Here is a 25,502-nt window from a genome sequence, read left to right as displayed (position 1 = left end):
TTTATCTCCTGCGTACCTTGAAGCCATAGGCGTGCGGGCATAATCTGGCCCGCACGTGTCATTGGATTTATGTTGCTCGATGACGCTCTGCCCGGCCGACCCCCAAGCCAGAATCAAAAGAGGGGCGCGGGTGTAGAGCAGCATGACCCACAAGGGAAGAGAGATCGCCATGCTCGAAAGTTGTCAGAATGCTCAGGAACGTTGGGGTGGGGTTCATCTGCTGATCGACCGCTGGTTGCAAGAGCGTGAAGAGCTGATCGGTGCCTACGACAAACTCGGTGCACAGCCTGAGTCGCTCTCCGAGAACCGCAAGCCTCTGCAGGAATTCTGCGGTGTGCTGGTCGATTACGTCTCGGCCGGGCACTTCGAAATCTACGAACAGCTGACGGGCGAAGCCAAGGCTTTCAACGACAAGCGTGGGCTGGAACTCGCCGAGACGATTTATCCGCGCATCGATGTCATTACCGAGAAGCTTCTAGCCTTCAACGACCTGTGCGATGAGGGCAAATGCGTTGCAGAGAAATTCAAAGAGCTAGGTGGCCTGCTCCACGAACGCTTCGAACTTGAAGACTGCCTGATTGAAGTGCTGCACACAGCGCACAAGGAAGAAGATCCGGTTCAGGCCTGATCCCGAACCCTGATCAAAAAAAACGGTGCGCCCGAAAGCGCACCGTTTTTTATTGCCCGATCAACTCGTCGCACCACGCAATTCCACTTCAAACACCAGCGGTGTGAACGGCGCAATCAGGTCACCGGCACCGTCAGCGCCATAGGCCTGATCCGATGGAATCACCAGTCGCCATTTCGCGCCTACCGGCATGTTCTGCAACGCGGTGCGCCAGCCGGCAATCACGCTGTCGAGGTTGAACCATTGCGGCTGAGTGTTCTGATCGAACACGGTGCCATCCGGCAACCGTCCGACGTACAGCACCTGCACTTTTCCATCGGGGCCAGCCCTGGCACCGGTACCCGCTGTCAGCTCGGTGAGCAGGATGCCGTCAGCCAGTTCCTGAACACCCGGTTTGGCTTTTTCAGCGGTAAGAAAACGTTGCTCGTTTTCCATCGCCGCATCACTTGAAGGCTGTGCAGAGTGCTCGGCGTTTTGCGCTTCATGATCGGCCAGAATCTGTTCGATACGTGCTTCGCTCAACGCCAGCGGCTTGCCTTGATAGGCTTGTTGCAAGCCATCGACCAGCGCCTGGATCTGCAACTGCGGGACTTCCTGACGCAGCCGTTCACCGAGGCTGGCACCGAGGCTGTAGGCCAGATCGTGAGCATCGTTCGCGGTGTTTTTTTCGTCAGCGTGAACGGCCGAAAAAACCATGCAGAGGGATAAAAAAAAGTAGCGCGACATGGGCACACTCCGTCCTGAGATGCGGTGGATTATGCCAGCGCGAACGTCTGCAACGGTGAACTGCTTTTGACTTCGCGCAGAACATTTTCGATTCGGTGCAACGCAACGCAATCGATACTGTCAAGATGCCCTAGCGGCGGTAACTGCAGAGGTCTAGTATGAGCCGCACTCACGTCAGCCAGGAGGTAAACCATGTCGGCCACCAAGAAGCCTGTAAATACTCCGTTGCACTTACTCCAACAACTCTCGGGCAGCCTGCTCGAGCATCTGGAAAACGCTTGCTCCCAAGCCTTGGCTGATGCTGAAAAACTGCTCGCCAAACTGGAAAAGCAACGCGGCAAGGCGCAAGAAAAACTGCACAAATCCCGCACCAAATTGCAGGACGCAGCCACTGCCGGTAAAGCCAAGGCACAGAACAAAGCCAAGGCCGCAGTGAAAGAACTGGAAGACCTGCTCGATGCCTTAAAGGATCGTCAGTCCGACACTCGCAGCTACATTCTGCAACTCAAGCGCGATGCCCAGGAAAGCCTGAAACTGGCCCAGGGTGTGGGTCGCGTTCAAGAAGCCGTGGGCAAAGTACTGTCCACCCGCGCCGCCAAACCGGCAGCGGCACCGGCGAAGAAAGCGGCTGCCAAACCGGCTGCAGCCAAGCCTGCAGCGAAAACCGCAGCGGCTAAACCTGCTGCAAAAACGGCGGCCAAACCTGCTGCCAAGGCACCGGTGAAAGCGGCGGCCAAGCCAGCGGCCAAAACCGCGGCCACACCTGCGGCGAAAAAACCGGCTGCCGCGAGCGCTGCCAAACCGGCGGCTAAAACCACTGCTGCAAAACCAGCTGTTGCCAAGCCAGCCGCTAGAACGGCCGCCGCCAAACCGGCTGCAAAACCAGCCGCGAGCAAAGCTGCTCCCGCGAAAGCTGCAGCTGCCAAACCGGCCGCTAAACCTGCGGCGAAAGCTGTGGCGAAACCAGCCGCAAAACCTGCTGCAAAAACCGCCGCTGCCAAGCCAGCCGCCAAACCGGCTGCCGCTAAACCCGCTGTAAAAACCGCGGCAAAACCTGCCGCCAAGCCGGCGGCAAAACCAGCAGTGAAAGCCGCCGCCAAGCCAGCCGCCGCTGCTAAACCAGCGACCACTGCTGCCAAGCCTGCTGCTGCAAAACCGGCCGCCAAACCAACTGCCAAACCGGCCGTGAAAAAGCCTGCCGCTGCCAAACCAGCTGCCGCCAAACCGGCTACCACTCCAGCTGCCAAGCCTGCCGTGCCAGCCACTCCGGCCACGCCAGCCGCCGCTGCTCCAGCCGCCACCACCTCGACTCCTTCGACTGCGCCATCGCCAGCCGCTGCGTCGAGCGTCAGCAACAACCCGACCAGCGCTTCCTAAGTGCCGGTTGCCGCGACGCGCAGCACTTGCAGCGCGTCGCGGTTCGGGCTGGCCGCCATGCCGGCCAATCCTTCAAGCCAGGTCTTCGAGCCTGCATCGTTTAGCGGCCATTCCTGCGCCGCCCCTTCAAGCCGTGACAGCAACGCTCGCTCAGCCTCAAGCTCCAGTGATTTGATCTGCTCGCGCATGCCTTTCAGCACCGCATCATCAACGGCCCGTGCTTTCCATTGCATCCGCAGTGAGCGCAGCGGCTGTACCACCTCGGTATCCCAAGGCTCGGTCAGCGTCTGAAGCTGGCTTACACGTTGTTCATCACAGATCACCCCGCGTTGTTCGAGCCATAATCCGCACAGCAGCAGGCACACATTGGCGCCCGCCGTTTGCAGTCGCAGGCAGGCATCTTCCACGCCCGGGCGGGCGTAGGTGGCAAGGGAAAAGCTCCACAGGTCAGAGGACATCGTGCTACTCGCGCCAGTTGTGAGCGAAGCTGGTAGACTCCGCCGCCATTATGATCCGACTTCAGAACCTGACTTTACAGCGTGGCCCGCAACGTCTGCTAGAAGACGCCGAGCTGACCCTGCACGCCGGCCACAAAGCCGGCCTCATCGGTGCCAACGGCGCCGGCAAATCGAGCCTGTTCGCCTTGATTCGGGGCGAACTGCACCCCGACTCGGGTGATTGCTTCCTGCCGGCTGACTGGCGCATCGCCCACATGCGCCAGGAGATCGAGACCCTTGAGCGTCTTGCCGTCGACTATGTGCTCGATGGCGATTTGCGTCTACGCGAGGTGCAACGTGACCTCGCCGCCGCCGAAGCGGCGCACGACGGTGCCGCTCAGGCCCGCCTGCACTCGGAACTCGACAGCGCCGACGGCTACACCGCCGACGCGCGGGCGCGCAAATTGCTCGCCGGTCTCGGCTTCACCAACGAGCAGATGGATCGCCAGGTAGGAGATTTCTCCGGTGGCTGGCGGATGCGTCTGAATCTGGCGCAGGCATTGATGTGCCCGTCCGACCTGTTGTTGCTCGACGAACCGACCAACCACTTGGACCTCGACGCGATCATCTGGCTCGAAGAGTGGCTGAAAAGCTACCCGGGCACCTTGCTGCTGATCTCCCACGACCGTGATTTCCTCGATGAAGTCGTCGATCACGTGGCCCACGTCGATCAGCGCAAAATCACCCTGTATCGCGGCGGCTATACCGCGTTCGAACGCGCCCGTGCCGAGCGTCTGGCCCAGCAGCAACAGGCCTACGAGAAGCAGCAGGCGCAACGTGCGCACATGGAAAGCTACATCGCCCGTTTCAAGGCCCAGGCGACCAAGGCCCGTCAGGCACAGAGCCGGATCAAGGCACTGGAGCGGATGGAAGAGCTATCGGCGGCCCACGTCGATTCGCCATTCGACTTCGTCTTCCGCGAGTCGAGCAAGATCTCCAGCCCGCTGATCGACCTGTCGGATGCGCGTCTTGGCTATGGCGACAAAACCATCCTGGAGAAGGTCAAGCTGCAACTGACCCCGGGCGCGCGGATCGGCCTGCTCGGCCCGAACGGCGCAGGTAAGTCGACGCTGATCAAAAACCTCGCCGGCGAACTGTCACCGCTGGGCGGGCGGCTGACCCGTGGCGAGAACACTGTGGTTGGCTACTTCGCCCAGCATCAGCTCGATTCGCTGGATTCCAAGGCCAGCCCGTTGTTGCACTTGCAGCGTCTGGCGCCGACCGAGCGCGAGCAGACACTGCGTGACTTCCTCGGCGGTTTCGACTTCCGTGGCGCGCGCATTGATGAGCCGGTACTGAATTTCTCCGGTGGTGAAAAAGCGCGTCTGGCCCTGGCGTTGATCGCCTGGGAGCGCCCGAACCTGTTGCTGCTCGACGAACCGACCAACCACCTCGACTTGGAAATGCGCCTGGCGCTGACCATGGCGCTGCAGGAATTCAGCGGCGCGGTGCTGGTGGTGTCTCACGATCGTCACTTGCTCAAGAGCACCACCGACAACTTCTACCTGGTCGCTGATGGCAAGGTCGAAGAGTTCGATGGCGACCTCGAAGACTACGCGCGATGGCTGGTGGAGTACCGCCAGCGTAACGCGCCGGTCAGTAACACCCCGGTGAATCCGGACAAGACCGACAAAAAGGCCCAGCGTCAGGCTGCTGCTGCGTTGCGTCAGCAACTGGCCCCGCACAAGCGTGAAGCTGACAAGCTCGAAGCCGAGCTGGGCAAGCTTCACGAGAAACTGGCCAAGGTCGACGCCAGCCTCGGCGACAGCGACATCTACGAGCCGGCACGCAAGAACGAATTGCGTGATCTGCTCGCTGAACAGGCCAAGCTGAAGGTTCGTGAAGGCGAGCTGGAAGAGGCGTGGATGGAAGCTCTCGAGGTATTGGAAAGCATGCAGGCGGAGCTGGAGGCGCTGTCCTGATGGAAGCGTTCAAGCTGCCGCTGCCGGCGGAGTGGGTCGAGCCGATCTGGTTCGCGGTGCAGATTCTGCTGATCCTGCTGGCCGGTTACCTCACTCAGCGCTTCGTCGCCAAAGGCCTGACCCGGTTGGGCGAGCGCTATCCGTTCCCGCCGCAATTGCTGATGCCACTGCGCGGCGTGTTGCGCTGGCTGATCATGGGCAGTGCGCTGATCTTTGTTCTGGAACGCCTCGGTGTCTCGGCCACGGTGCTGTGGACGGCGCTGTCAGGGTTCGTCGCCGTGGCGGCGGTGGCGTTCTTCGCGATGTGGAGTGTGCTGTCGAATCTGCTCTGCGCGATTCTGATCTTCACGGTTGGGCCGTTCCGGCTGGGCGATATCGTTGAGCTGGTGGACACCACGGACAAGCCTGGCGTCAAAGGCCGGGTGGTGGCGATCAATCTGCTTTACACCACGTTGATCGAGGCGGAAGAGCTGGGGACCGGCAGCGCGATGGTGCAGGTGCCGAACAGCTTGTTCTTCCAGCGCTCGGTGCGGCGTTGGCGCGGGACGGATGTATTCCCTTCCAGCGGGTTCGAGAAGTAAGTCTTACAGCAAGATCAAAAGATCGTCCGATCGCGGCCCGAGCCTTCGGCAGCTCCAGGGATCGCATTCCAAAGTAGGAGCTGCCGGAGGCTGCGATCTTTTGCTTTTAGGCCCAATCCGCATTAGCTTGAGCGTCTGTCACAATTCAGATGCGAGGTGTGCGATGGAGCTTCAAACATGGCTGGCATTTTTTGCCGCCTGCTGGGTGATCAGTCTGTCCCCGGGTGCTGGCGCCATTGCGTCGATGTCCAGCGGTCTGCAATACGGTTTCTGGCGCGGTTACTGGAACGCCCTCGGCCTGCAGATTGGCCTGGCGGTGCAGATCGCGATTGTCGGCGCCGGTGTTGGCGCGATCCTGACCGCTTCGGCCACCGCCTTCCACGCGATTAAATGGTTCGGTGTGGCTTATCTGGTGTACCTGGCCATCAAGCAATGGCGTGCGCTGCCCATGGACATGAGCGACGACGCGACGGTACGACCGATCGGCAAGCCGCTGGCGCTGGTGTTCCGCGGCTTTCTGGTGAACATCAGCAACCCCAAGGCTTTGGTGTTCATGCTCGCGGTCCTGCCGCAGTTCATCAACCCGCATGCGCCGTTGCTGATTCAGTATGTGGTAATTGGTGTGACGATGATCTTCGTCGACCTGATTGTCATGGCGGGCTACACCGGTCTGGCGTCGAAGGTGCTGCGTCTGTTGCGCACCCCGCAACAGCAGAAGCGCATGAACCGCACGTTTGCCGGGCTGTTCATCGGCGCTGCGGCGTTTATGGCCACGCTGCGTAAAGCGGCAGCATAAACCGCGCAGGCAAAAAAAAGGCGACCTTTGCGGGTCGCCTTTTTTGTGGCTGGGACGCAGAGCGGCCAAGGATCAGCGCAAGATCACCGGCGCAGTATCACGCGGCAAATTGTTGCGCTGCGGCGCCTCACGCGGCTGCTCGTAACCGCCGCCACCAAGCTGCATGCTCAGTTGCCCGGCCACGTCTTCACCCAGCGCCTTGGACACGTCGCGCACCACCCGTGGGCGGTTCAGCGAGATCTTGATGTCGCGGTGGTTCACCAGTTTGGTGTCCTGCGCTTCGCCCATCGCCGTGAAGGCCGAGGTGATCTCGAAGGTCTTGGTGTTGATCAGGCTGAAGTCCGCCACCAATGTCAGGCCCAGCACCGCCGAATAGCTGTCGGTATTCGCCAGCTCGTTGATGTCCTGAGTGAAGTCGATATCGGACACGGTACCGAACAGCACATAGTCGGCGCCCTTGAAGTTGCCGGCCTTGATGCGCTTGATCACGTCGTAGACGTCACCCTTGGACGACGCGGTGTACGGCGTGCCCTGCACCAGCTGGAACATGCCGGTACGCAGGATTTCACCTTTGATGTCGCCGGTGAATTTACGCAGCTCGCCTTGCTCGATGTAGCTGGTGCTCGCTTCGATCTCGTTGTAGCTCGACGAGCCGCTGGAGCTGTAGTAACCCTCGCGATGATTGCTCTGGGCCGAAACGATGTGGATGTATTGCTCCACACGTTCCTGGTAAGCCAGATCCGTCACCGCGACTTTCGGGGCCGCTTGCACGCTGAACGCGCAAGCCAGGGCCATCATGCCAATCCATGCGCGCATCAATTAACGCTCCGTGGTTTTGCGGATCTCTTTTTCGTCCATCCACTCGGCCAGACCGCTTTCAACGTCGATCAGTTGCAGGCTGAATTTGTAGAAGACGTCCTTGTAGTCGCTGCTGCGTTTGACGATCGAGCTGATCGAACCTTCGATGCGGTACTTGGCGGCAACCATGTTGCCAGTCTTGGCCACGGTGCTCTTCTTGTACAGGCCGCTCTGGTTTTGCAGCTTGAGCTGGTCAACCTGGCTCTGCATGGCGTTGTTGTCGCTGGCGAAGCGGGCCACGCCGGTTTTCATCAGTTGAGTCTTGATGCTGGTGGTGATTTCGCGGGTGTCGATGTATTCGCTGGTCTTGTTCTTCACGTCGTAGACCTGAACCACCGGGCGGCCCTGCAGAATGCCGGACTGGGCCAGCGAGCGGGTCATCGACTCGGCGATCATTTGCAGGTCGGTCGAACCGAATTCGTTGGTCACGGTTTCAACCGCTTTGGTGTCGCCGTAGCTGATGTTCTTGCTGCCCAGGGTCGGCGAAGTGTTGGCGCAACCGGAGGCCAGCAGGGCGATAACAGCGATGCAGGAAAAGCGTGCAAACATGGGAATGCTCTCTAAAACAGAAATAGGGTGACAGGCTTACGGCGTCTTGATTTCCAGACGGAAGTCCACGGCTTTCGGGGTCGGGGCGATGCCTTGAATGAAGCTGGTCTGGGCGCCGTACATCATTTGGCTTTTCCACACTTCTTCTTCGGCAATCGGGAAACCTTCCGCGCCGAGCCAGGCGAAGCGGTAGTAGAAAATCTTGTTGCTGTTGAGGGTGTTGCTCAACTGCACGTTGACCGTCATGAAGCCGTTTTCGCGAGCGACGCGCATGGCGCCGACGACGATGTGTTTCTGCGGGCCCATGGCCACGACTTTGCTCGCGGCGCTGCCCGGCTCTGGCGGTGGCGGGGTAGCGCAGCCGCTCGCCAGCAAGGCGAGGGCGGCGACGGCGATGAGTTTGAAGCGCATGCAAAGACTCCGTTCTTAAGGTTGTTTGAGGCTGGCGACGTTGGTCGCGCTGGCGCTCGGGATGACGTGGGCGGCGAGGCCACCGGCGAACACCTGGTTGCCCACGGCGCGCAGGGTGATCACCTGATAACGCTGATCGACGGTGACCTTGACCACCGAACCGCCGACGGCGCTCGGCAGACTGACCTGATGCTCGCCTTTCTTCAAGCGCAGACGCACCACTTGAGTGTTGTCCGGCAGGGTGCGCCACGTACGGGTATCGGCACCTTCAAGCACAGCTGAAGAGATGCCGACGGCCAGACCGGCCAGTGGATTGGTTTCGTTGATCTTCTTCTGCGCCACGCCTTTGGTGATCGCCCGCACGGTGGTGCGCAGGATGATCCCCGGCATATCGTCACGCAGGGCGCGGCGGGACATGGCGGTGGTGCTGTTCAGAGCGGTCAGATCGACCTGCTGGCCATCGACACCGATCTGCGCGAACGGCGCGGTGGAGGTGTCCGGCTTGATGATCGGGAACGACAGTGGGGTGATCACCACGTTGTTGGAGATCGGCAATGGCAGCGGCACGCGGATCGAGTCGCGAGCTGGCGCCAGACCGCTTTGCACGACGATCAGAATATCGCTGTCGTCAGACTTGCTCGGCTTGTCGAGGTTGACCAGTGCCTGCTCCAGCAACGGCGTGTTCGGACGCAGTTCGGCAGCCTTGCGGTAACCCGGCGCCGCGAGGCCTTTTTCGCCCAGGGCTTCGTAGACGAAACCGGACAGGTAATGGCTGAAAGCACTCTGGTAGCTGTTCTTCAGACCGACCACTTCCGGTGCGTCGAGGCTGGCGACCGGATAACCCTGCAGGTCTTTGTACTGGGTCTTGATGCCTTCTTTCTCGGCCTCTTCTTCGCTCTTGAGGTATTCCTTGTCGCGCAGCTCGGCGATCACCGCTTCACGTTCGTGAGTCTTTTTGATCGCGGTGCGCGCGCCGTCGAAGTCGTTGACCGCCAGCAGGTTCAGGGCCATCTGCGTGGTCAGCATGACTTTTTCGTAGTCGTAGCCTTCGTAGCGACGCACCTTGTCGTTGACCAGGAAGCTGCCGAACTGGGCCAGATATTTGTCGGTGTCGAGCTTGACCGAGTCTTCCCACTTGCCCACCACCTGATCAGCGCTGGTCCAGGCGTTCTGGCTGCCGGACAGGTCGCCCTTGGCGCGCAGCAATTCACCTTTCTCGAAGTAATAGAGCAGGTCTTTGTCCGGGCCGGTGTTGTTCTTTTCCAGCAGAGTCAGCGCGGCGTCAACATTGCCGGTGGCCAGTTGCTGATTGGTCTGGGCCAGTTCGGAGTCGTAGTTGCGAAACGCCGAACAGCCGGACAGCAGAGTGACGGCGCTGAGCGCAATCAGAGTGGGAGCGCGGAATGCCATGGGGGTACTTCTTCCCTGGAGTAATACAGCCGCGAATGCTGGTCGGGCTGGTGTGACCCATCGACAGTGGCGCTGGCCTCCTGCCAATTCCTCATAACCTGAGGAGCTTTAATGCCGTTTCGCGATAGCGAGGGCGCGGCATTATAGGCGGGCAGTGGTGGCTATGTAATATCTTTTTAATTGCACTTGTTAGTTTGGTGCCATTATTTATTTCAGGTCGGATACCACACTGCCGCTCGGCGCTCCGCTGGGCTGGAACGCGCTGCCATTGGCAAACACTCGCTCACCCAAAGCACGCAGGCCGATGACCTGGCGGCTCTGGTCGATGCGGATTTTCATGGGCGCAGCACCGGGAGCGTTGGGCAGGCTGATCAGGTGCTCACCTTTTTTCAAGCGCAGGCGCACGACTTGGGTGAGGTTGGGCAAGGTGCGCCAAGTGCGCGTGTCGGCATGCTCGAAAGCATCCCAGTGGGTGACGTAGGAGGCTTTGCTCGGATCGCGTCGATTGTCCCTGGCCTGAACATCTGCTGCCAGAAATGCCCGATAGGTTGTGCGCTGGATAATGCCCGGCATGTCGTCACGCAGGGTGCGCAAGGACATGTCGGCAATGCTGTTGACCGCAATCAGCTTTTTTTGACGACCATCGATGCTCAGTTGGTTGAATGAAGGCGTCGAGATGTCGGGCACCATTACGGGGAACGAGATATTGGCGACGATGACCTGACCGTCCGCGAGCTTCACCGGGTAGGGCACGCGCACGGAGCTGCGGGCCGGCGCCAGGCCGCTCTGTACGATGATCAGCACATCGCTTTCGTCTGCCTTCAGACCAGGGCTGTCGAGGTCGCGCAGTGCCTGTTGGAAAAACGCCATGTCCGGACGCAGTTCAATTGCCTGACGATAGCCGGGCGCTGCCAGATCTTTCTCGCCCAGCGCTTCGTAGGTGAAGCCGGCGAGATAGTGACTGAATGCACTTTGGTAGCCGTTTTTCAGCGCAATCACCGCAGGCGATTCGAGCATCACCACGGGGTAACCCTGCAGGTCCTTGTAATGCACGCGCGCGCCCTGGGCCTTGGCCGCTGCTTCGACACGCTCGTATTCCAGCTCCCGCTGTCGGGCTATAAGCGCTTCGCGCTCGTGGGTTTTCTTGATGTCGGCACGGGCGCCGTCAAAATCATTCATGGCCAGTTGGTTGAGGGCCATTTGCGTGGTCAGCATGACTCTTTCGTAGTCGTAGCCATCGTAGCGGCGCAGCTTGTCATTGATGATGCTGCCCCAGTGATCGCCCATGGCGGCGAGCAGCTTGTCGCCGGTGGTCTGGATCGTGTCCTGGCGCTCGATGATCATCTGCTCGGCGCTGCGCCAGGTTGTCTGGCTCTGCGCAAACTCGCCGCCCGCACTCAGTACGGCGCCCTTTTCGAAATAGTAGAGCAGGTCTTTTTCCACGGCCGGATTGTTCGCTTCGATCACGGCCAGGGCGCTGTTGATGTTGCCGGCCTTGAACGGGTCGGTGGTCTGTTGCAGTTCCAGATCGTAGTTGCGATATGCACCGCAGCCGCTCAGTTGCACAACGGCGGCGATCAACAGGGGCAAGTGCAAGCGGTGGCGCATGAAAGGGGTTCATCCTTGAGCGGGAAATGCGACAGGTCGCGCAGTATAGGGTGCAATAGTGGCTAAGTGATGTGGCGTTTTTGCAGGCCGATGGCTCGCGTCTTGTGTGGCGTTACGTCGACAAAGCTTGAGGGAAACGCGTTCGAAGTGAACAATATGTAACTTCGCATTTCCATTTGAGACTCATTCATGACTGCCTCGTCCCGTTTTCTGGCCTGGCTGGTGTTCCCGTTGTTTGCCCTGAGCAGCTTTAATCTGCTGGCCGATACCGTGGAAGGCGCGCCGCAAGCGCTGCACCTGCTCGATTACATCAGCGCCGACTACCCGCCGACGGTAGCGGCGGGCAAGGTTGTCGATGATTCCGAATACCGCGAGCAACTGGAGTTCACGCGGGCGCTGCAAGGCTTGATCGCCGGCATGCCGGCCAAGCCTGAAAAGGCTGCGCTGGAGCAGGGTGTCAGCGCTTTGCACGCGGCAATCACTGCCAGGCAGGATGGCGCCGAAGTGGCCCGGCAGGCACGGCAACTGGGCGCGCAACTGGCGGTGGCGTATGAGGTCAGCCAAGCGCCGATCATCACCCCCGATCCCACCCGGGGTGCGCCGCTCTATGCGCAGAATTGCTCGGTGTGCCACGGCGATAGTGGCGCCGGTGACGGCCCGGCGGGCCTCGGCATGACCCCGGCACCGGCCAATCTGCGTGATGCGGCGCGGCTGGATAACCTGAGTCTGTACGCGATCTACAACACCCTCGGCCAAGGCGTCGAAGGCACCGACATGCCGGCGTTTGCCGATCAGCTCGATGATCGGCAGCGTTGGGATTTGGCGACCTACATCGCCGGGTTCAGCGCTGATCCGGCGGCGGCCAAAGCCGAGAAAACCTACAACATCGCCGATCTGGCGCGTCAGACCCCGGCCGAAGTGCAGGCTGCCGAAGGCCAGCAAGCAGCGGCGACGTTCCGTGCGCAACGCGCGCAGCCGCCGCAGGTCAAGCGTGGCCCGGCGCAGTTGCTCGACTACACCGCCGCAACGCTGGACAAGAGCCTTGCCGCCTACCGCGCCGGTGAACACGATCAGGCCTACGACCTGTCGGTCGCGGCCTATCTGGAAGGCTTCGAGCTGGTCGAAAGCTCGCTGGATAACGTCGACGCCAATGTGCGCAAGAACACCGAAAAATCCCTGATGGCTTACCGTCAATCGTTGCAGGACGGCTTGCCGGTCGAGCAGGCCGAGCAGCGCCTGGACGCCGCCAAAGCCAAGCTTAAAGAGTCCGCCGGGTTGCTCGGCAGTGATGGCTTGAGCTGGTCGCTGAGCTACATCTCCGGTCTGCTGATTCTGCTGCGAGAAGGCCTGGAAGCGATTCTGGTGCTGGCGGCTATCCTCGCTTTCCTGCGCAATACCGGCCAGCAATCGGCGGTGCGCAGCGTCAACGTCGGTTGGGGCCTGGCGTTGCTGGCCGGCCTCGGCACCTGGGCGCTGGCGGCTTACGTGATCGATGTCAGCGGTTCGCAGCGTGAATTGCTTGAGGGCGCGACGGCGCTGTTCGCCAGTGTCATGGTCTTGTGGCTGGGCGTGTGGATGCATGACCGTCGCCATGCTGCGGCCTGGCAAGATTACATCAAGAGCAGCCTGGTTGGCGGCGGCGGGCGTTTCGGCTTCGCGATTCTGGCGTTCTTCTCGGTGTATCGCGAGTTGTTCGAAGTGATCCTGTTTTACGAAACCCTGTGGCTGCAAGCCGGCCCGGCCGGGCATGACGCGGTGCTCGCGGGTGGCGCCACGGCGCTGGTGCTGCTGGTCGGGCTGGCGTGGGTGATTCTGCGCGGTTCGGCGAAACTGCCTCTGACGCTGTTCTTCAGCATCAACGCGGCGCTGCTCTGCGCGTTGTCGGTGGTGTTTGCCGGGCATGGCGTGAAGGCGTTGCAGGAAGCCGGGATCTTCGGCACGCGGCCGGTGGCGTTCTTTGAATTCGATTGGCTGGGGATTCATGCCGATGCCTATTCGCTGACGGCGCAGGCGGTGGCGATTCTGGCGATTGCTGTGTTGTATGGGCGTAGTTGGGTGGCGGAGAAGCGGCGGGTAGTCGCTTAACAGCATTCGCTGCGCTCACATTCGCGAGCAGGCTCGCTCCCACAGGTTTAGCGTTACGCTTGTGGGAGTGAGCGTGCTCGCGAGTTGTTTTTGGAGGTTAGAAAAATGCGTGTATGGATCGATGCCGACGCCTGCCCGAGGGCGGCGAAGGATCTGGTGGTGAAGTTCGCCCTCAAGCGCCAGTTCGAAGTAGTGCTGGTGGCCGGGCAGCCGCAGATCAAGCCGGGGCTGGCCATCGTCAAACTGATCGTGGTGCCGAGTGGTCCGGATGCGGCAGACGATTATCTGGTCGAACACGCAGTGCCCGGTGAGCTGGTGATTTGCAGCGATATCCCGCTAGCCGATCGTTTGGTGAAGAAGGGCGTCGCGGCGCTTGATCCGCGCGGCAAGGAGTTCGATGCACAGAACATGGGCGAGCGGTTGGCCGTGCGTAACCTGTTCACTGATCTGCGCGAACAAGGCCAGATGAGCGGCGGACCGGCGCCGTTTGGCGATCGCGAGAAGCAGGCGTTCGCCAATGCGCTGGATCGGACCCTCACCCGACTGACGCGCCAGTCTTGAGCGGTACACAAAACCTGTGGGAGCGAGCTTGCTCGCGAAGGCGCCAGGTCAGGCAACGCTGTGTTGAATGACACACCGCTTTCGCGAGCAAGCTCGCTCCCACATTGGGATTTGTGTACTGCTGGGAATCAGGCGTCGTTTTCGTGGGTCAGCTCGAGCACGCGATCGACCAGTTTGTTAATCCCCGACGCCGCTTCACTGATGTTCTGCGCCAGCATGTAAGCCGGGGTCGTCACCAGTTTGCGCGCCTTGTCTTCGATGATTTCCGTCACCGCACAGTCTTCGTGGGTGGCGCCCATCTTGTTCATCGCCGTGGCGGTGTCGGCGTCGTTGCCGATGGTGCAGGTTACGCCCGGGCCGTAGATCTTCGCCGCCAGTGCCGGCGAGATGCACATCAGACCGACCGGTTTGCCCGCTTCGGCAAATGCCTCGGCCAGCGCTAGTACTTCCGGCTGCACGCTGCAGCCAGCGCCTTCAACAGCAAAGTTCGACAGGTTCTTCGCCGCACCAAACCCACCCGGCACGATCAGCGCATCGAAGTCGTCGACGTCGGCTTCGCGGATGTCTTTGATGTTGCCGCGAGCAATGCGCGCCGATTCCACCAGCACGTTACGCGACTCGGGCATTTCTTCGCCGGTCAGGTGATTGATCACGTGCAATTGCGCAATGTTCGGTGCGAAGCACTGCACCTGCGCACCGCGTTGGTCGAGGCGCAGCAGGGTGATGACGCTTTCATGGATTTCGGCGCCGTCGTATACGCCACTGCCGGACAGGATCACTGCAACTTTTTTGCTCATGGGTTTCTCTCCAGATTCATGGCGCTAAATGTCCACTAAATTGTCGCGCGTTGCCATAGGCCCAAGTGGCGGCTGCACCTGTATGGAGCGCTTTCTACATGGATCGCAACGACGGCGGGGTGTTCATTATTTGCGGTTGCCTGCGGCGTAACGAGCGGGAGATTTTTGGCGTGACAACGCCGCTGGCGAACTTGAATGCCCCAGAGTAGCGAGGATAAAAGTGATCCGTCTGACTGAAAGGGTCGGCCAGCCCGCTCAGTGCTGGCGGGCTGTAGCAAGTCGCCAGCGAGTTACTCGGCTGGCGTCTTCGGTTCGGCAGCCTTGGACGCTTCGTCTTGACTCAGCAGTGCAGCTTTCGCGGCTTGCTCGTCGGCGTAAACCTGTTTGGCCAGCCGCGCATTCTTGAAGCGGCGGCGCAGCCACAGGCCGACGCCAAGAATCAGCAGCGCACCGAGTACCCACAACTCGTACTTCTTGATGCTGCCGAGCATGCCTTCCAGTACCGCACCGAAGTGGTAGGCGGCCGCAGCCAGCGCCGTCGCCCAGATCGCCGCACCGATGCCGTTGAGCAGCAGATAACGTCCCGGCGGATAACCCGACAAACCGATCGCTACCGGCATCACCGTGCGCAAGCCATAGACGAAGCGGAAGCTCAGCACCCAGATGTCAGGATGCTTGCGAATGTGCTCCAGCGCGCGGTCACCCATCATCTGCCAGCGCGGTTTGCGCGCCAGCAATTTGCGCCCGTGCTTGCGGCCGAGGAAGTACCACAGCTGATCGCCGGCATAGCTACCGAAGAACGCCACGACCACCACCATATTGATGTCCATGTATCCACGGAACGCGAGGAAGCCCGCGAGCACCAGAATGGTTTCGCCTTCGAAAAACGTGCCGAGGAACAAGGCAAAGTAGCCAAAGTCATGCAGAAATTGTTGGAGCATTGTCTGGGTGCTGGCGAAATGAACGCGCAGCCTAACCCTTCGGACACATTCATGAAAGTGTCCAAATGTGTCTCGACGTGAACAATTCCTACACTGAGAATGGAATGCGGCTACCTGTCACAGGTCTCACACAACTGTCATCTGTTCGTCATAATGGCCGTCTATAACTGTCACGCTCGCCCGTTTGCGCGGGCTCAGGAGTCTGCCGTGAGCTTTACCCCCGCCAATCGTCTGTTCCCTGCCACACGCCTGCGGCGCAATCGTCGTGATGATTTTTCGCGTCGGCTGGTGCGGGAAAATGTGCTGACAGTCGATGACCTGATCCTGCCGGTGTTCGTGCTCGACGGTGAAAACCGCCGCGAAGCCGTGGCCTCGATGCCCGGGGTAGAGCGGCTGACGATCGATTTGCTGCTCGAAGAAGCGGCCCGGTGGGTCGAGCTGGGGATTCCGGCGCTGGCGCTGTTCCCGGTCACCCCTCCTGAGCTTAAATCCCTCGACGCCGCCGAAGCCTGGAATCCTCAAGGCATCGCCCAGCGCGCCACCCGCGCCCTGCGTGAGCGTTTCCCGGAGCTGGGGGTGATCACCGACGTCGCGCTCGATCCGTTCACCACCCACGGCCAGGACGGCATTCTCGACGAAGAAGGCTACGTACAGAACGACATTACCGTCTACGCGCTGGTTCGTCAGGCGTTGTCCCATGCTGAAGCCGGCGCGCAGGTGGTGGCGCCGTCGGACATGATGGACGGTCGCATTCAGGCGATCCGCGAAGCGCTGGAAATCGCCGGCCACGTCAACGTGCGGATCATGGCTTACTCGGCCAAGTACGCCAGCGCCTATTACGGCCCGTTCCGCGATGCGGTCGGTTCGGCGTCGAACCTAGGCAAGGCCAACAAGGCCTCGTATCAGATGGACCCGGCCAACAGCGACGAAGCGCTGCACGAAGTCGGCGCCGACTTGTCTGAAGGCGCGGACATGGTCATGGTCAAACCCGGCATGCCGTATCTGGACATTCTTTTCCGGGTAAAAGATGCCTTCAAAGTGCCGACCTTCGTCTATCAGGTTAGCGGCGAATACGCCATGCACATGGCGGCGATCCAGAATGGCTGGTTGAGCGAGGCGGTGATTCTCGAATCACTGACCGCCTTTAAACGTGCCGGCGCTGATGGCATCCTGACTTACTTTGCTGTCCGCGCCGCTCAATTGTTACGAGAGCAGAAATAGCCCTCCCAGGAACATTCAATGAATACCGAAGGACTCACGGAAGTTGCAGTAAAAGAAGCTCAACCGGTGGTCGAGCAAATCACCGAGACCCCGCCGGAACTGGAGCCTGCGCCACCCGCGCCAGTCGCCGAACCTGTCGCGGCGGCGCCAGTGATTGCGATACCGGGCCTGGATGACAGCAGCCTGTACATCCACCGTGAGCTTTCGCAACTGCAATTCAATATCCGCGTGCTGGAACAGGCGCTGGACGAGTCCTATCCGTTGCTGGAACGCCTGAAGTTCCTGCTGATCTTCTCCAGCAACCTTGACGAATTCTTTGAAATTCGCGTCGCCGGCCTGAAGAAGCAGATTACCTTCGCCCGTGAACAGGCCGGTGCTGACGGCTTGCAGCCGCATCAGGCGCTGGCGCGGATCAGCGAGCTGGTCCACGGTCACGTTGACCGCCAGTACGCGATCCTCAACGACATTCTGTTGCCGGAGCTGGAAAAGCATCAGGTGCGCTTCATCCGTCGCCGCCACTGGACGGTCAAGATCAAAACCTGGGTGCGCCGTTATTTCCGCGACGAGATCGCACCGATCATCACCCCGATCGGCCTCGACCCGACGCACCCGTTCCCGTTGCTGGTGAACAAGAGCCTGAACTTCATCGTCGAACTGGAAGGCATCGACGCCTTCGGTCGCGACTCCGGTCTGGCGATCATCCCGGCGCCGCGCCTGCTGCCACGGATCATCAAGGTGCCGGAAGAAGTTGGCGGCCCGGGCGACAACTATGTGTTCCTGTCGTCGATGATCCACGCCCATGCCGATGACCTGTTCCAGGGCATGAAGGTAAAAGGCTGCTATCAGTTCCGCCTGACCCGAAACGCTGACCTCGCGCTCGACTCCGAAGACGTCGAAGACCTGGCCCGCGCCCTGCGTGGCGAGTTGTTCTCGCGTCGTTACGGCGATGCGGTGCGTCTGGAAGTCGCTGACACCTGCCCGAAACACCTCTCGGATTACTTGCTCAAGCAGTTCAACCTGAGCGAGAGCGAGCTGTATCAGGTCAACGGCCCGGTCAACCTGACGCGGCTGTTCAGCATCACCGGTCTGGACAGTCATCCGGAGCTGCAATACACGCCGTTCACCCCGCAGATCCCGAAACTGCTGCAGAACAGCGAAAACATTTTCAGCGTGGTCAGCAAGCAGGACATCCTGCTGCTGCACCCGTTCGAGTCGTTCACCCCGGTGGTCGACCTCCTGCGTCAGGCGGCGAAAGACCCGCACGTACTCGCTGTGCGCCAGACGCTGTACCGCTCCGGCGCCAACTCCGAGATCGTCGATGCGCTGGTGGATGCCGCGCGTAACGGCAAGGAAGTGACGGCAGTCATCGAGCTGCGTGCACGGTTCGACGAAGAGTCCAACCTGCAACTGGCCAGCCGTCTACAAGCGGCCGGTGCGGTGGTGATCTACGGCGTGGTCGGCTTCAAGACCCACGCCAAGATGATGCTGATCCTGCGTCGCGAGGCCGGCGAGATCGTGCGTTACGCGCACCTCGGCACCGGTAACTACCACGCCGGCAACGCCAAGCTTTACACCGACTACAGCCTGCTGACCTCCGACGATGCCTTGTGCGAAGACGTCGGCAAACTGTTCAGCCAGTTGATCGGCATGGGTAAAACCCTGCGTATGAAGAAGCTGCTGCATGCGCCGTTCACCCTGAAGAAGGGCATGCTCGACATGATCACCCGCGAGACGCAATTTGCGCTCGACGGCAAACCGGCGCACATCATCGCCAAGTTCAACTCGCTGACCGATCCGAAGATCATCCGCGCGCTGTACAAGGCCAGCCAGTCCGGCGTGCGCATCGATCTGGTGGTGCGCGGCATGTGCTGCCTGCGTCCGGGGATTGCCGGGGTTTCGCACAACATCCATGTGCGCTCGATCATCGGCCGATTCCTGGAACACACCCGCGTGTTCTACTTCCTCAATGGCGGCGACGAGCAGATGTTCCTCTCCAGCGCCGACTGGATGGAGCGCAACCTCGACAAGCGCGTCGAGACTTGCTTCCCGGTAGAAGGCAAGAAGCTGCTGACCCGGGTGAAGAAAGAGCTGGAGCTGTATTTGACTGACAATACCCATAGCTGGAGTTTGCAGTCGGATGGTCGTTATATTCGCAACACGCCGACCGGCAACCAGAACCCGAGGAGTGCGCAGGCGACGTTGCTGGAGCGGCTGGGTAGCCCGATCTTGCCGGTGAGCAGCTAAAGCCTTGAAGGTCAAAAGCCCCTCATCGGAACGCCGCCCGCCTAACCCTCTCCCAGAGGCAGAGGGGACTGACCGAGGTGTCTTACGCTATCACCGACCTGAGAAATCGAGTCGAACTCAGGATTTGAAAAGCCCACAAATCGGCTCCCTCTCCCTCGGGAGAGGGCTGGGGTGAGGGGAAGGCCCAACTCCAATTTCAAGCCGAACCCAATAAAAAGGCGATCCCTGCGGATCGCCTTTTTTGTACCTGTTATCCACAAATTTGCTGGGTATCAGTGAACAGTGAGCACAATCCCCACCCGCGTCAGCCAATCCGCCTCTAACCCGAAATCCGCCTGAGTCAGCTGATTCTCATCCAGCCAATTCTCCGGAAACTCCACATCGAGGGTGTTGCCCTTCGCGTGCAACACCACCTGCGGCATCGCCTGGGTGCCACGAATGTGGTGGAACAGGATTGCAAAACGCAGCAGCACACAGAGGCGAATCAGCTTGTCACCGTCGTCGCCGAAATCGGCAAACTTGTCCTTGGGAATGTTGCGGCGATGGCCGCGCACCAATAGCGCGAGCATCTGTTGGTCTTCACGGGAGAACCCGGCGAGGTCCGAGTGCTCGATCAGGTAGGCGCCGTGCTTGTGGTAGTGATAGTGAGCGATGTCGAGGCCGACTTCGTGCACTTTCGCCGCCCAGCCGAGGAGTTCGCGCCAGATGCCGTCATCCAGCTCCCAGTCCACCGCAACCTGGTCAAACGCGTGCAAGGCTTTGCGCTCAACCCGTGCGGCTTGCTCCAGATCAACGTGATAGCGCTCCATCAACGAGGTCAGGGTGCGCTCGCGCACGTCTTCATGATGATGACGGCCGAGCAGGTCGTAGAGCACGCCTTCACGCAGTGCGCCGTCGCAGTGGTCCATGCGTTGCAGTTCGAGGGCGTCGAAAATCGCTTCGAGAATCGCCAGACCCGCCGGGAAGATTGTCCGGCGATCAGGCTTTATGCCTTCGAAATCGATCTTGTCGACGTCACCGAGCTTGAACAGGCGGCGCTTGAGCCACGCCAGGCCTTCGGCATTCACTTCGCCAGTGCCGTGACCGCCGGCCTTCAGCGCCAGGCCGATGGCACGGATGGTGCCCGAGGAGCCGATGGCTTCATCCCAGGTCAGGCGATGCAGGGCGTGTTCGATGCTCATGATCTCCAGCCGCGCCGCGGTATACGCCTGGGCGTAGCGGGCCGGGGTGATCTTGCCGTCCTTGAAGTAGCGCTGAGTGAAGCTGACACAGCCCATTTGCAGGCTTTCGCGCAACAATGGCTCAAAGCGCTGGCCAATGATGAATTCGGTACTGCCGCCGCCGATATCGGCGACCAGACGTTTGCCCGGGGTGTCGGCGAGGGTGTGCGATACGCCCAGATAAATCAGGCGCGCTTCTTCACGGCCGGAAATGACTTCCACCGGATGACCGAGGATTTCTTCGGCGCGGTGGATGAATTCGAGGCGGTTGCGCGCTTCACGCAAGGCGTTGGTGCCGACGATGCGCACGGCGCCCAGCGGCATACCGTTGATCAGTTGGGCGAAACGCTTGAGGCAATCGAGGCCTCGTTGCATCGATTCTTCGTTGAGATGGCGCTCATCGTCGATGCCGGCGGCGAGCTGAACCTTCTCCCCGAGGCGTTCGAGAATGCGGATCTCACCGTTCTGGGCCTTGGCCACGACCATGTGAAAGCTGTTCGAGCCCAGGTCGATTGCGGCGATCAGGGACAGATTCTTGGCTTGGGATTGCGGCATGGTCAGGGGGTCTCGGTCGATAACCCCGTCATCGTGCCACGATCAAACGCTGGCGCCAACGCGCACGGTTCAAACCGTTGATTCAGCGCAGAAAGTCTGGAGATCGCGGCGCGGCCATTCGCGAGCAAGCTTGCTCCACAGGTGAGCGCATTCCAATGTGGGAGCGAGCTTGCTCGCGAAGAGGGCATCACTGCCTCAGAAGATCTTCAGGCTGTTGCTTCAACTGTGCCAATAAAGTTCGCCAGCTCTGCCGTCTGCGGATTGGCAAACAACACCTTCGGATCCCCCACCTCATGGACTTTGCCATGGTGCATGAACACCAATTTATCCCCGACCTCGCGGGCGAAGCGCATTTCGTGGGTGACCATGATCAGCGTCATGCCTTCCTTGGCCAGTTGCCGCACCACGCTGAGCACTTCATTGACCAGTTCCGGGTCGAGCGCCGAGGTGATTTCATCGCACAACAACACTTTCGGCGACATCGCCAGCGCCCGGGCAATCGCTACCCGCTGTTGCTGGCCCCCAGACAACCGATCCGGGAAGGCATCGAATTTTTCCCCAAGGCCCACGCGTTCCAGCATTTCCCGGGCCAGCTCCGCCGCTTTGGCTTTCGGCACTTTCTGCACCACTTGCGGTGCGAGCATGACGTTTTCGCCCACGGTCAGGTGCGGGAACAGATTGAACTGCTGAAAGACCATGCCGACTTTCTGCCGCAGGCTGCGCAGATCGGCGCGGGCGGCGTCGAGGTATTCGCCGTCGACTTCGATCACGCCGTCATTGATCGACTCCAGCCCATTGAGGGTGCGCAGCAGGGTGGATTTGCCCGAGCCGCTGCGGCCGATGATCGCCACCACCTGGCCTTCCTCGACACTGAGGTCAATGCCTTTAAGCACATGGTGATCGCCGTAGTATTTATGCAGGGCGGAAATTCTAAGCAGAGGCATGCAGTCTCCTTTCCAGGTAGCGCGCACTGAGGGACAAGGGGTAGCAGAGCAGGAAGTAGCCGAGGGCGACGAGGCCGTAGACCATGAACGGTTCAAACGTGGCATTGGCGAGCATGCCGCCGGTCTTGGTCAGCTCGGTGAAGCCGATGATCGAGGTCACGGCGGTGCCTTTGACCACTTGCACCGAGAAACCCACGGTCGGCGCCACAGCGATGCGCAGTGCTTGCGGCAGGATCACGTAGCGCAGCTGTTCCAGCGGATTCAGCGCCAGACTCGCCGAGGCTTCCCACTGGCCATGGGGGATCGACTCGACGCAGCCGCGCCAGATCTCCGCCAGATAAGCGCTGGTAAACAAGGTCAGGGCAATCGCTGCGGCCATCCACGGCGAGATTTCGATCCCGGCCAGCGCCACGCCGAAAAACACCAGAAACAGCTGCATCAACAGCGGCGTGCCCTGAAACAGCTCGATCCAGGTGCGGGCGATGCTGCTCGGCACAGAGTTTTTCGAGATGCGCATGACCAGGATCAGCAGCCCGACGACCCCGCCACCAATGAACGCCACCAGCGACAGCGCCAGTGTCCATTGCAGGCCGGTGAGCAGGTTGCGCAGGATGTCCCAAAAGGTGAAATCGCTCATACGCGGCTCCCGCTTCGACTGATATAGCGTCGGCCAATCCAGTTCAGCAACTGGCGAATCAGCAGCGCCATGCACAGGTAGATCAGCGTGGTCAGCGCATAGGTTTCAAAGGCGCGGAAGTTGCGCGACTGAATGAAGTTGGCGGCAAAGCTCAGCTCTTCGGTGGCGATCTGCGAACACACCGCCGAACCGAGCATGACGATGATGATCTGGCTGCTCAGCGCCGGCCAGACCTTGCCCAATGCCGGCAGCAGCACCACGTGGCGGAACGCCTCGAGGCGCGTCATCGCCAATGCCGCTGCGGCTTCCAGCTGTCCGCGCGGGATTGCCTGAATGCCGGCGCGAATAATTTCCGTCGAATAAGCACCAAGGTTGATCACCATCGCCAGCACCGCCGCTTGCCACTCGGAAATCTGCACACCCAGCGACGGTAGGCCGAAGAAGATGAAGAACAACTGCACCAGGAACGGCGTGTTGCGGATCAATTCGACGTAGACGCCGAAGATTGCCGAGAACGGGCGGATTTTCCACGCCCGCACCAAAGCACCGACAACTCCGACACCGACCCCGAGCAACGCACCGATGGCCGTCAGCTCAAGGGTGAACAGCGCCCCGCGCAGCAACAGGTCGGTGTTTTCCACCACCGGCATGAAATCGAACTGATAAGCCATGAAGGTCTCCCGCGCAGTCGATCAGAGATCGGCCGGCAGCGGCTCTTTCAGCCAGGTCTGCGAGTTCTTTTCCAGTGCGCCGTCAGCCTTGGCGGTGGTCAGGATGTCGTTGACCTTGGCCAGCAGCGCCGCTTCGTTCTTGTTCACACCGACGTAGACCGGCGAATCCTTCAGTTTCACTTTCAGCGCCGGCACGCGTTTCGGGTTCTTTTCGCTGATCGCGACCATGACCACGTTGCCGCTGGCGATCAGGTCAACCTGGCCGGCGAGGTAGGCGGCGATGGTCGAGTTGTTGTCTTCGAAGCGTTTGATGGTCACGCCTTCGGGGGCGACCTTGGTCAGCTCGATGTCTTCGATGGCGCCACGGGTGACGCTGATGGTTTTGCCCTTGAGGTCGTCGAGGTTGGCGATCGCAGCGTCTGGCGGGCCGAACACGGCGAGGTAGAACGGCGCGTAAGCGCGGGAGAAGTCGATGACTTTCTCGCGCTCAGGGTTTTTGCCGAGGCTGGAAATCACCAGATCGACTTTGCCGGTGGTCAGGAACGGGATGCGGTTGGTGCTGTTGACCGGCGTCAGTTCGAGTTTGACCTTGAGTTGATCGGCCAGCAGTTTCGCCGTGTCGATGTCCAGGCCGCGAGGCTTCATGTCCGGGCCGACCGAGCCGAATGGCGGGAAGTCCTGGGGCACGGCGACTTTCAGCGTGCCGCGTTTGACCACGTCGTCGAGAGCGTCGGCGTGCGCGGGAGCCTGGCTGAGCAACAGAGAGGAAAACAGAGCGGCGAGGAGGGCGCTGTAACGCTTGGTCATGGACAATCTCCGGATCGGCGAGAAGTGATTTCTGCGATCGGACAGAGCATGGGCCGTGCCAATACGTGGTTTTCGCCCCCGCAGACCGCAGTTTCAGCGACTTTGCTCGGTCTTACTGGTCTGAACAGTCAGGTTGTTTTTCGCACTGCCATGGCGCACCGGTGTGGTTTGCCGAACCCTGCTGGGGCACGACTTGCCGGACTCGGCGAATAGCTTTACAACTAGCCGCACATTGGCCTGGCGCGTCTGAAAAACCATGAACTCGATTTCCCGTGCGGTACCCGAAGTGGCGCTGCAAGCGATCCGCAAACTGATCACTGAGCAGGGTTTCGGTGCGGGCGATGCGTTGCCGTCGCAACGGGACCTGGCGCTACAACTGGGCGTTAGCCGGGCATCGTTGCGTGAGGCGCTGTCGTCGCTGAGTGCGCTGGGCGTGGTCAGTATTCAGCCGGGCAAAGGCGTGTTCGTGCAGTCGCCCGTAGAGTTGCCGCGTGGTGCGCAGGCACCGGGCTGGCCATTTGCGGCGCAAGCGTCACCGCTGGACATCTTTCAATTGCGCTATGCGCTGGAAGGCTTCGCCGCAGGGCTGGCGGCGGTCACGTTAAGCACGTTCGATCTGGATGCGCTCGAAGACAACGTTGCGGCCATGCGTGACCAATTGAAGGTCGGTGACTTTGAAGCGGCGGCGAAACTCGACTTCGAATTCCACCGCCGAATCCTCTTGGCCAGCGGCAATCAGGCGATGCTGAGCATCCTTACCGCCAGCGCCGAGATGTTCCTGGAGAGCCAGAAACTACCGTTCATCCGTGCCGAACGCGCCATGGAAACCTGGCAGGAACACCGCAAGATCCTCCGCGCCCTCGCGCGCCGGGCATCGGGTGCGGCGCAAAAAGCCATGCAGGAACACGTGCGCAACGCCGCCCTGCGTACCGGAATTGCTTTCATTGCCCCCGCCACGACGTGACTTGAGCTATACCCAAACTCATCGAGTGCCATAGCAAGACTCAATCAACTGCGGCTTCCTGAACAGGGGAAGGGCGGCTATGATGGGCCACGTTTTTTTGCTTACAACCTGGAGAATTCCATGAGCAGCGATCTTATCAAACACGTTAGCGACGCTAGCTTCGAAGCCGACGTACTCAAGGCCGAAGGCGCTGTCCTGGTCGATTACTGGGCTGAATGGTGCGGTCCTTGCAAAATGATCGCTCCGGTTCTGGACGAGATTGCCGAGACTTACAAAGGCAAGCTGACCGTTGCCAAACTGAACATCGACGAAAACCAGGAAACCCCGGCCAAGCACGGCGTGCGTGGTATCCCGACGCTGATGCTGTTCAAGAACGGCAACGTTGAAGCGACCAAAGTCGGCGCCCTGTCGAAGTCGCAACTGGCGGCTTTCCTCGACGCCAACATCTAAGCGTCGCTGTAAAGTGCCTGAAAAAAAGCCCCGCAAATTAGC

The 25,502-nt window shown here is 60.5% G+C and carries 25 protein-coding genes; 11 read left to right on the top strand and 14 right to left on the bottom strand.

Annotation, left to right across the window (positions count from 1 at the left end; all coding sequences use genetic code 11):
• Window positions 1-169 precede the first annotated feature (169 nt).
• Window positions 170-628 carry a sigma D regulator gene (gene rsd, locus AB4N74_RS22760; protein ID WP_093429727.1) on the top strand — a complete coding sequence of 153 codons (459 nt, stop codon included), beginning with the start codon at window positions 170-172 and terminating at the stop codon, window positions 626-628.
• Between the two features lie 60 nt (window positions 629-688).
• Here the strand turns inward: rsd and AB4N74_RS22755 are convergent, their stop codons facing one another.
• Window positions 689-1,354 carry an FKBP-type peptidyl-prolyl cis-trans isomerase gene (locus tag AB4N74_RS22755; RefSeq protein ID WP_099757488.1) on the bottom strand — a complete coding sequence of 222 codons (666 nt, stop codon included), beginning with the start codon at window positions 1,352-1,354 and terminating at the stop codon, window positions 689-691.
• Between the two features lie 192 nt (window positions 1,355-1,546).
• Between AB4N74_RS22755 and AB4N74_RS22750 the strand changes: the two genes are divergently transcribed.
• Window positions 1,547-2,731: an AlgP family protein gene (locus tag AB4N74_RS22750; protein WP_460097297.1), complete on the top strand. Its 1,185-nt coding sequence runs from the start codon at window positions 1,547-1,549 to the stop codon at window positions 2,729-2,731.
• Here the strand turns inward: AB4N74_RS22750 and AB4N74_RS22745 are convergent.
• Window positions 2,728-3,189 (bottom strand): TIGR02444 family protein, encoded by a 462-nt coding sequence (locus AB4N74_RS22745; protein ID WP_257356588.1) that lies wholly within the window; start codon window positions 3,187-3,189, stop codon window positions 2,728-2,730. The genes AB4N74_RS22750 and AB4N74_RS22745 overlap by 4 nt on opposite strands.
• A 50-nt stretch (window positions 3,190-3,239) precedes the next feature.
• Here AB4N74_RS22745 and AB4N74_RS22740 point away from each other — a divergent pair, with 50 nt between their 5' ends.
• From AB4N74_RS22740 to AB4N74_RS22730, 3 genes are all read left to right on the top strand, one after another.
• Window positions 3,240-5,150 carry an ATP-binding cassette domain-containing protein gene (locus AB4N74_RS22740; protein WP_257356587.1) on the top strand — a complete coding sequence of 637 codons (1,911 nt, stop codon included), beginning with the start codon at window positions 3,240-3,242 and terminating at the stop codon, window positions 5,148-5,150.
• Complete coding sequence (locus AB4N74_RS22735; RefSeq protein ID WP_093429732.1) at window positions 5,150-5,731, top strand: mechanosensitive ion channel family protein; 582 nt, start codon at window positions 5,150-5,152, stop codon at window positions 5,729-5,731. Before AB4N74_RS22740 ends, AB4N74_RS22735 begins: the two co-directional genes overlap by 1 nt.
• Window positions 5,732-5,894: 163 nt before the next feature.
• Entirely contained in the window at window positions 5,895-6,527 is a 633-nt protein-coding gene (locus AB4N74_RS22730; protein ID WP_093429733.1) for a LysE family transporter, read from the top strand.
• A 72-nt stretch (window positions 6,528-6,599) separates the two neighbouring features.
• Here AB4N74_RS22730 and AB4N74_RS22725 read toward each other — a convergent pair whose 3' ends face one another.
• The 5 genes from AB4N74_RS22725 to AB4N74_RS22705 all read right to left on the bottom strand — a co-directional run bounded on the left by AB4N74_RS22725 (window position 6,600) and on the right by AB4N74_RS22705 (window position 11,363).
• Entirely contained in the window at window positions 6,600-7,343 is a 744-nt protein-coding gene (locus tag AB4N74_RS22725) for a penicillin-binding protein activator LpoB (RefSeq protein WP_093429734.1), read from the bottom strand.
• A 3-nt stretch (window positions 7,344-7,346) separates the two neighbouring features.
• A complete protein-coding gene (lpoB, locus tag AB4N74_RS22720) occupies window positions 7,347-7,934 on the bottom strand; it encodes a penicillin-binding protein activator LpoB (RefSeq protein ID WP_016772610.1) in 588 nt (195 codons plus the stop codon).
• 36 nt (window positions 7,935-7,970) lie between these two features.
• Window positions 7,971-8,345 (bottom strand): YcfL family protein, encoded by a 375-nt coding sequence (locus AB4N74_RS22715; RefSeq protein ID WP_007911131.1) that lies wholly within the window; start codon window positions 8,343-8,345, stop codon window positions 7,971-7,973.
• Window positions 8,346-8,360: 15 nt separating this feature from the next.
• Window positions 8,361-9,755: a COG3014 family protein gene (locus AB4N74_RS22710; RefSeq protein WP_093429735.1), complete on the bottom strand. Its 1,395-nt coding sequence runs from the start codon at window positions 9,753-9,755 to the stop codon at window positions 8,361-8,363.
• A gap of 207 nt (window positions 9,756-9,962) precedes the next feature.
• Complete coding sequence (locus AB4N74_RS22705; protein WP_460097295.1) at window positions 9,963-11,363, bottom strand: COG3014 family protein; 1,401 nt, start codon at window positions 11,361-11,363, stop codon at window positions 9,963-9,965.
• A 189-nt stretch (window positions 11,364-11,552) separates the two neighbouring features.
• On the opposite strand from AB4N74_RS22705, the gene AB4N74_RS22700 reads away from it, so the two are divergent.
• Together AB4N74_RS22700 and AB4N74_RS22695 are read left to right on the top strand one after the other, a co-directional pair.
• Window positions 11,553-13,448 carry an FTR1 family protein gene (locus tag AB4N74_RS22700; RefSeq protein WP_460097293.1) on the top strand — a complete coding sequence of 632 codons (1,896 nt, stop codon included), beginning with the start codon at window positions 11,553-11,555 and terminating at the stop codon, window positions 13,446-13,448.
• A 105-nt stretch (window positions 13,449-13,553) separates the two neighbouring features.
• Entirely contained in the window at window positions 13,554-14,009 is a 456-nt protein-coding gene (locus tag AB4N74_RS22695; RefSeq protein ID WP_460097292.1) for a YaiI/YqxD family protein, read from the top strand.
• Between the two features lie 128 nt (window positions 14,010-14,137).
• Here AB4N74_RS22695 and elbB read toward each other — a convergent pair whose 3' ends face one another.
• Together elbB and AB4N74_RS22685 are read right to left on the bottom strand one after the other, a co-directional pair.
• Window positions 14,138-14,806: an isoprenoid biosynthesis glyoxalase ElbB gene (elbB, locus tag AB4N74_RS22690; RefSeq protein WP_038359087.1), complete on the bottom strand. Its 669-nt coding sequence runs from the start codon at window positions 14,804-14,806 to the stop codon at window positions 14,138-14,140.
• Between the two features lie 290 nt (window positions 14,807-15,096).
• Window positions 15,097-15,747 carry a DedA family protein gene (locus AB4N74_RS22685; protein WP_093429739.1) on the bottom strand — a complete coding sequence of 217 codons (651 nt, stop codon included), beginning with the start codon at window positions 15,745-15,747 and terminating at the stop codon, window positions 15,097-15,099.
• 207 nt (window positions 15,748-15,954) lie between these two features.
• On the opposite strand from AB4N74_RS22685, the gene hemB reads away from it, so the two are divergent.
• Window positions 15,955-16,968: a porphobilinogen synthase gene (hemB, locus tag AB4N74_RS22680; protein WP_460097290.1), complete on the top strand. Its 1,014-nt coding sequence runs from the start codon at window positions 15,955-15,957 to the stop codon at window positions 16,966-16,968.
• 18 nt (window positions 16,969-16,986) lie between these two features.
• Entirely contained in the window at window positions 16,987-19,212 is a 2,226-nt protein-coding gene (gene ppk1 / locus AB4N74_RS22675; protein ID WP_007911143.1) for a polyphosphate kinase 1, read from the top strand.
• Window positions 19,213-19,484: 272 nt separating this feature from the next.
• Here the strand turns inward: ppk1 and ppx are convergent, their stop codons facing one another.
• From ppx to AB4N74_RS22650, 5 genes are all read right to left on the bottom strand, one after another.
• Window positions 19,485-20,987 (bottom strand): exopolyphosphatase, encoded by a 1,503-nt coding sequence (ppx, locus tag AB4N74_RS22670; RefSeq protein ID WP_093429742.1) that lies wholly within the window; start codon window positions 20,985-20,987, stop codon window positions 19,485-19,487.
• Between the two features lie 206 nt (window positions 20,988-21,193).
• Window positions 21,194-21,931, bottom strand: coding sequence for an amino acid ABC transporter ATP-binding protein (locus AB4N74_RS22665; RefSeq protein WP_007911148.1), 738 nt, complete (start codon window positions 21,929-21,931; stop codon window positions 21,194-21,196).
• The gene (locus AB4N74_RS22660) at window positions 21,918-22,568 is read right to left on the bottom strand and encodes an amino acid ABC transporter permease (RefSeq protein ID WP_116254270.1); all 651 of its coding nucleotides are present in this window, start codon (window positions 22,566-22,568) and stop codon (window positions 21,918-21,920) included. Before AB4N74_RS22660 ends, AB4N74_RS22665 begins: the two co-directional genes overlap by 14 nt.
• Window positions 22,565-23,239 carry an amino acid ABC transporter permease gene (locus AB4N74_RS22655; RefSeq protein ID WP_460097288.1) on the bottom strand — a complete coding sequence of 225 codons (675 nt, stop codon included), beginning with the start codon at window positions 23,237-23,239 and terminating at the stop codon, window positions 22,565-22,567. The genes AB4N74_RS22660 and AB4N74_RS22655 overlap by 4 nt, the downstream gene beginning before the upstream one ends.
• Before the next feature lie 21 nt (window positions 23,240-23,260).
• Window positions 23,261-24,046, bottom strand: coding sequence for a transporter substrate-binding domain-containing protein (locus AB4N74_RS22650; RefSeq protein WP_460097286.1), 786 nt, complete (start codon window positions 24,044-24,046; stop codon window positions 23,261-23,263).
• Window positions 24,047-24,302: 256 nt separating this feature from the next.
• On the opposite strand from AB4N74_RS22650, the gene AB4N74_RS22645 reads away from it, so the two are divergent.
• Complete coding sequence (locus AB4N74_RS22645; RefSeq protein WP_093429746.1) at window positions 24,303-25,010, top strand: FadR/GntR family transcriptional regulator; 708 nt, start codon at window positions 24,303-24,305, stop codon at window positions 25,008-25,010.
• Between the two features lie 120 nt (window positions 25,011-25,130).
• Window positions 25,131-25,460, top strand: a complete 330-nt coding sequence (gene trxA / locus AB4N74_RS22640) for a thioredoxin TrxA (RefSeq protein ID WP_003206727.1) — start codon at window positions 25,131-25,133, stop codon at window positions 25,458-25,460.
• Window positions 25,461-25,502 lie beyond the last annotated feature (42 nt).

The sequence above is a fragment of the Pseudomonas sp. H3_C08 genome (assembly GCF_054669455.1).
Note: the sequence above shows the minus strand (reverse complement) of the source record. Positions and strands in the feature narration are given on the sequence as shown.

Bases quoted from the DNA above. Each gene is read 5' to 3' on its own strand.
- AB4N74_RS22745 (WP_257356588.1), bottom strand. From the start codon at position 3,189: ATGTCCTCTGACCTGTGGAGCTTTTCCCTTGCCACCTACGCCCGCCCG.
- AB4N74_RS22705 (WP_460097295.1), bottom strand. From the start codon at position 11,363: ATGCGCCACCGCTTGCACTTGCCCCTGTTGATCGCCGCCGTTGTGCAA.
- ppk1 (WP_007911143.1), top strand. From the start codon at position 16,987: ATGAATACCGAAGGACTCACGGAAGTTGCAGTAAAAGAAGCTCAACCG.
- AB4N74_RS22695 (WP_460097292.1), top strand. From the start codon at position 13,554: ATGCGTGTATGGATCGATGCCGACGCCTGCCCGAGGGCGGCGAAGGAT.
- AB4N74_RS22700 (WP_460097293.1), top strand. From the start codon at position 11,553: ATGACTGCCTCGTCCCGTTTTCTGGCCTGGCTGGTGTTCCCGTTGTTT.
- AB4N74_RS22655 (WP_460097288.1), bottom strand. From the start codon at position 23,239: ATGGCTTATCAGTTCGATTTCATGCCGGTGGTGGAAAACACCGACCTG.
- elbB (WP_038359087.1), bottom strand. From the start codon at position 14,806: ATGAGCAAAAAAGTTGCAGTGATCCTGTCCGGCAGTGGCGTATACGAC.
- rsd (WP_093429727.1), top strand. From the start codon at position 170: ATGCTCGAAAGTTGTCAGAATGCTCAGGAACGTTGGGGTGGGGTTCAT.
- AB4N74_RS22665 (WP_007911148.1), bottom strand. From the start codon at position 21,931: ATGCCTCTGCTTAGAATTTCCGCCCTGCATAAATACTACGGCGATCAC.
- AB4N74_RS22755 (WP_099757488.1), bottom strand. From the start codon at position 1,354: ATGTCGCGCTACTTTTTTTTATCCCTCTGCATGGTTTTTTCGGCCGTT.
- AB4N74_RS22645 (WP_093429746.1), top strand. From the start codon at position 24,303: ATGAACTCGATTTCCCGTGCGGTACCCGAAGTGGCGCTGCAAGCGATC.
- AB4N74_RS22735 (WP_093429732.1), top strand. From the start codon at position 5,150: ATGGAAGCGTTCAAGCTGCCGCTGCCGGCGGAGTGGGTCGAGCCGATC.
- AB4N74_RS22685 (WP_093429739.1), bottom strand. From the start codon at position 15,747: ATGCTCCAACAATTTCTGCATGACTTTGGCTACTTTGCCTTGTTCCTC.
- trxA (WP_003206727.1), top strand. From the start codon at position 25,131: ATGAGCAGCGATCTTATCAAACACGTTAGCGACGCTAGCTTCGAAGCC.
- AB4N74_RS22730 (WP_093429733.1), top strand. From the start codon at position 5,895: ATGGAGCTTCAAACATGGCTGGCATTTTTTGCCGCCTGCTGGGTGATC.
- AB4N74_RS22660 (WP_116254270.1), bottom strand. From the start codon at position 22,568: ATGAGCGATTTCACCTTTTGGGACATCCTGCGCAACCTGCTCACCGGC.
- AB4N74_RS22650 (WP_460097286.1), bottom strand. From the start codon at position 24,046: ATGACCAAGCGTTACAGCGCCCTCCTCGCCGCTCTGTTTTCCTCTCTG.
- AB4N74_RS22750 (WP_460097297.1), top strand. From the start codon at position 1,547: ATGTCGGCCACCAAGAAGCCTGTAAATACTCCGTTGCACTTACTCCAA.
- AB4N74_RS22715 (WP_007911131.1), bottom strand. From the start codon at position 8,345: ATGCGCTTCAAACTCATCGCCGTCGCCGCCCTCGCCTTGCTGGCGAGC.
- AB4N74_RS22710 (WP_093429735.1), bottom strand. From the start codon at position 9,755: ATGGCATTCCGCGCTCCCACTCTGATTGCGCTCAGCGCCGTCACTCTG.
- lpoB (WP_016772610.1), bottom strand. From the start codon at position 7,934: ATGTTTGCACGCTTTTCCTGCATCGCTGTTATCGCCCTGCTGGCCTCC.
- AB4N74_RS22740 (WP_257356587.1), top strand. From the start codon at position 3,240: ATGATCCGACTTCAGAACCTGACTTTACAGCGTGGCCCGCAACGTCTG.
- AB4N74_RS22725 (WP_093429734.1), bottom strand. From the start codon at position 7,343: ATGCGCGCATGGATTGGCATGATGGCCCTGGCTTGCGCGTTCAGCGTG.
- ppx (WP_093429742.1), bottom strand. From the start codon at position 20,987: ATGCCGCAATCCCAAGCCAAGAATCTGTCCCTGATCGCCGCAATCGAC.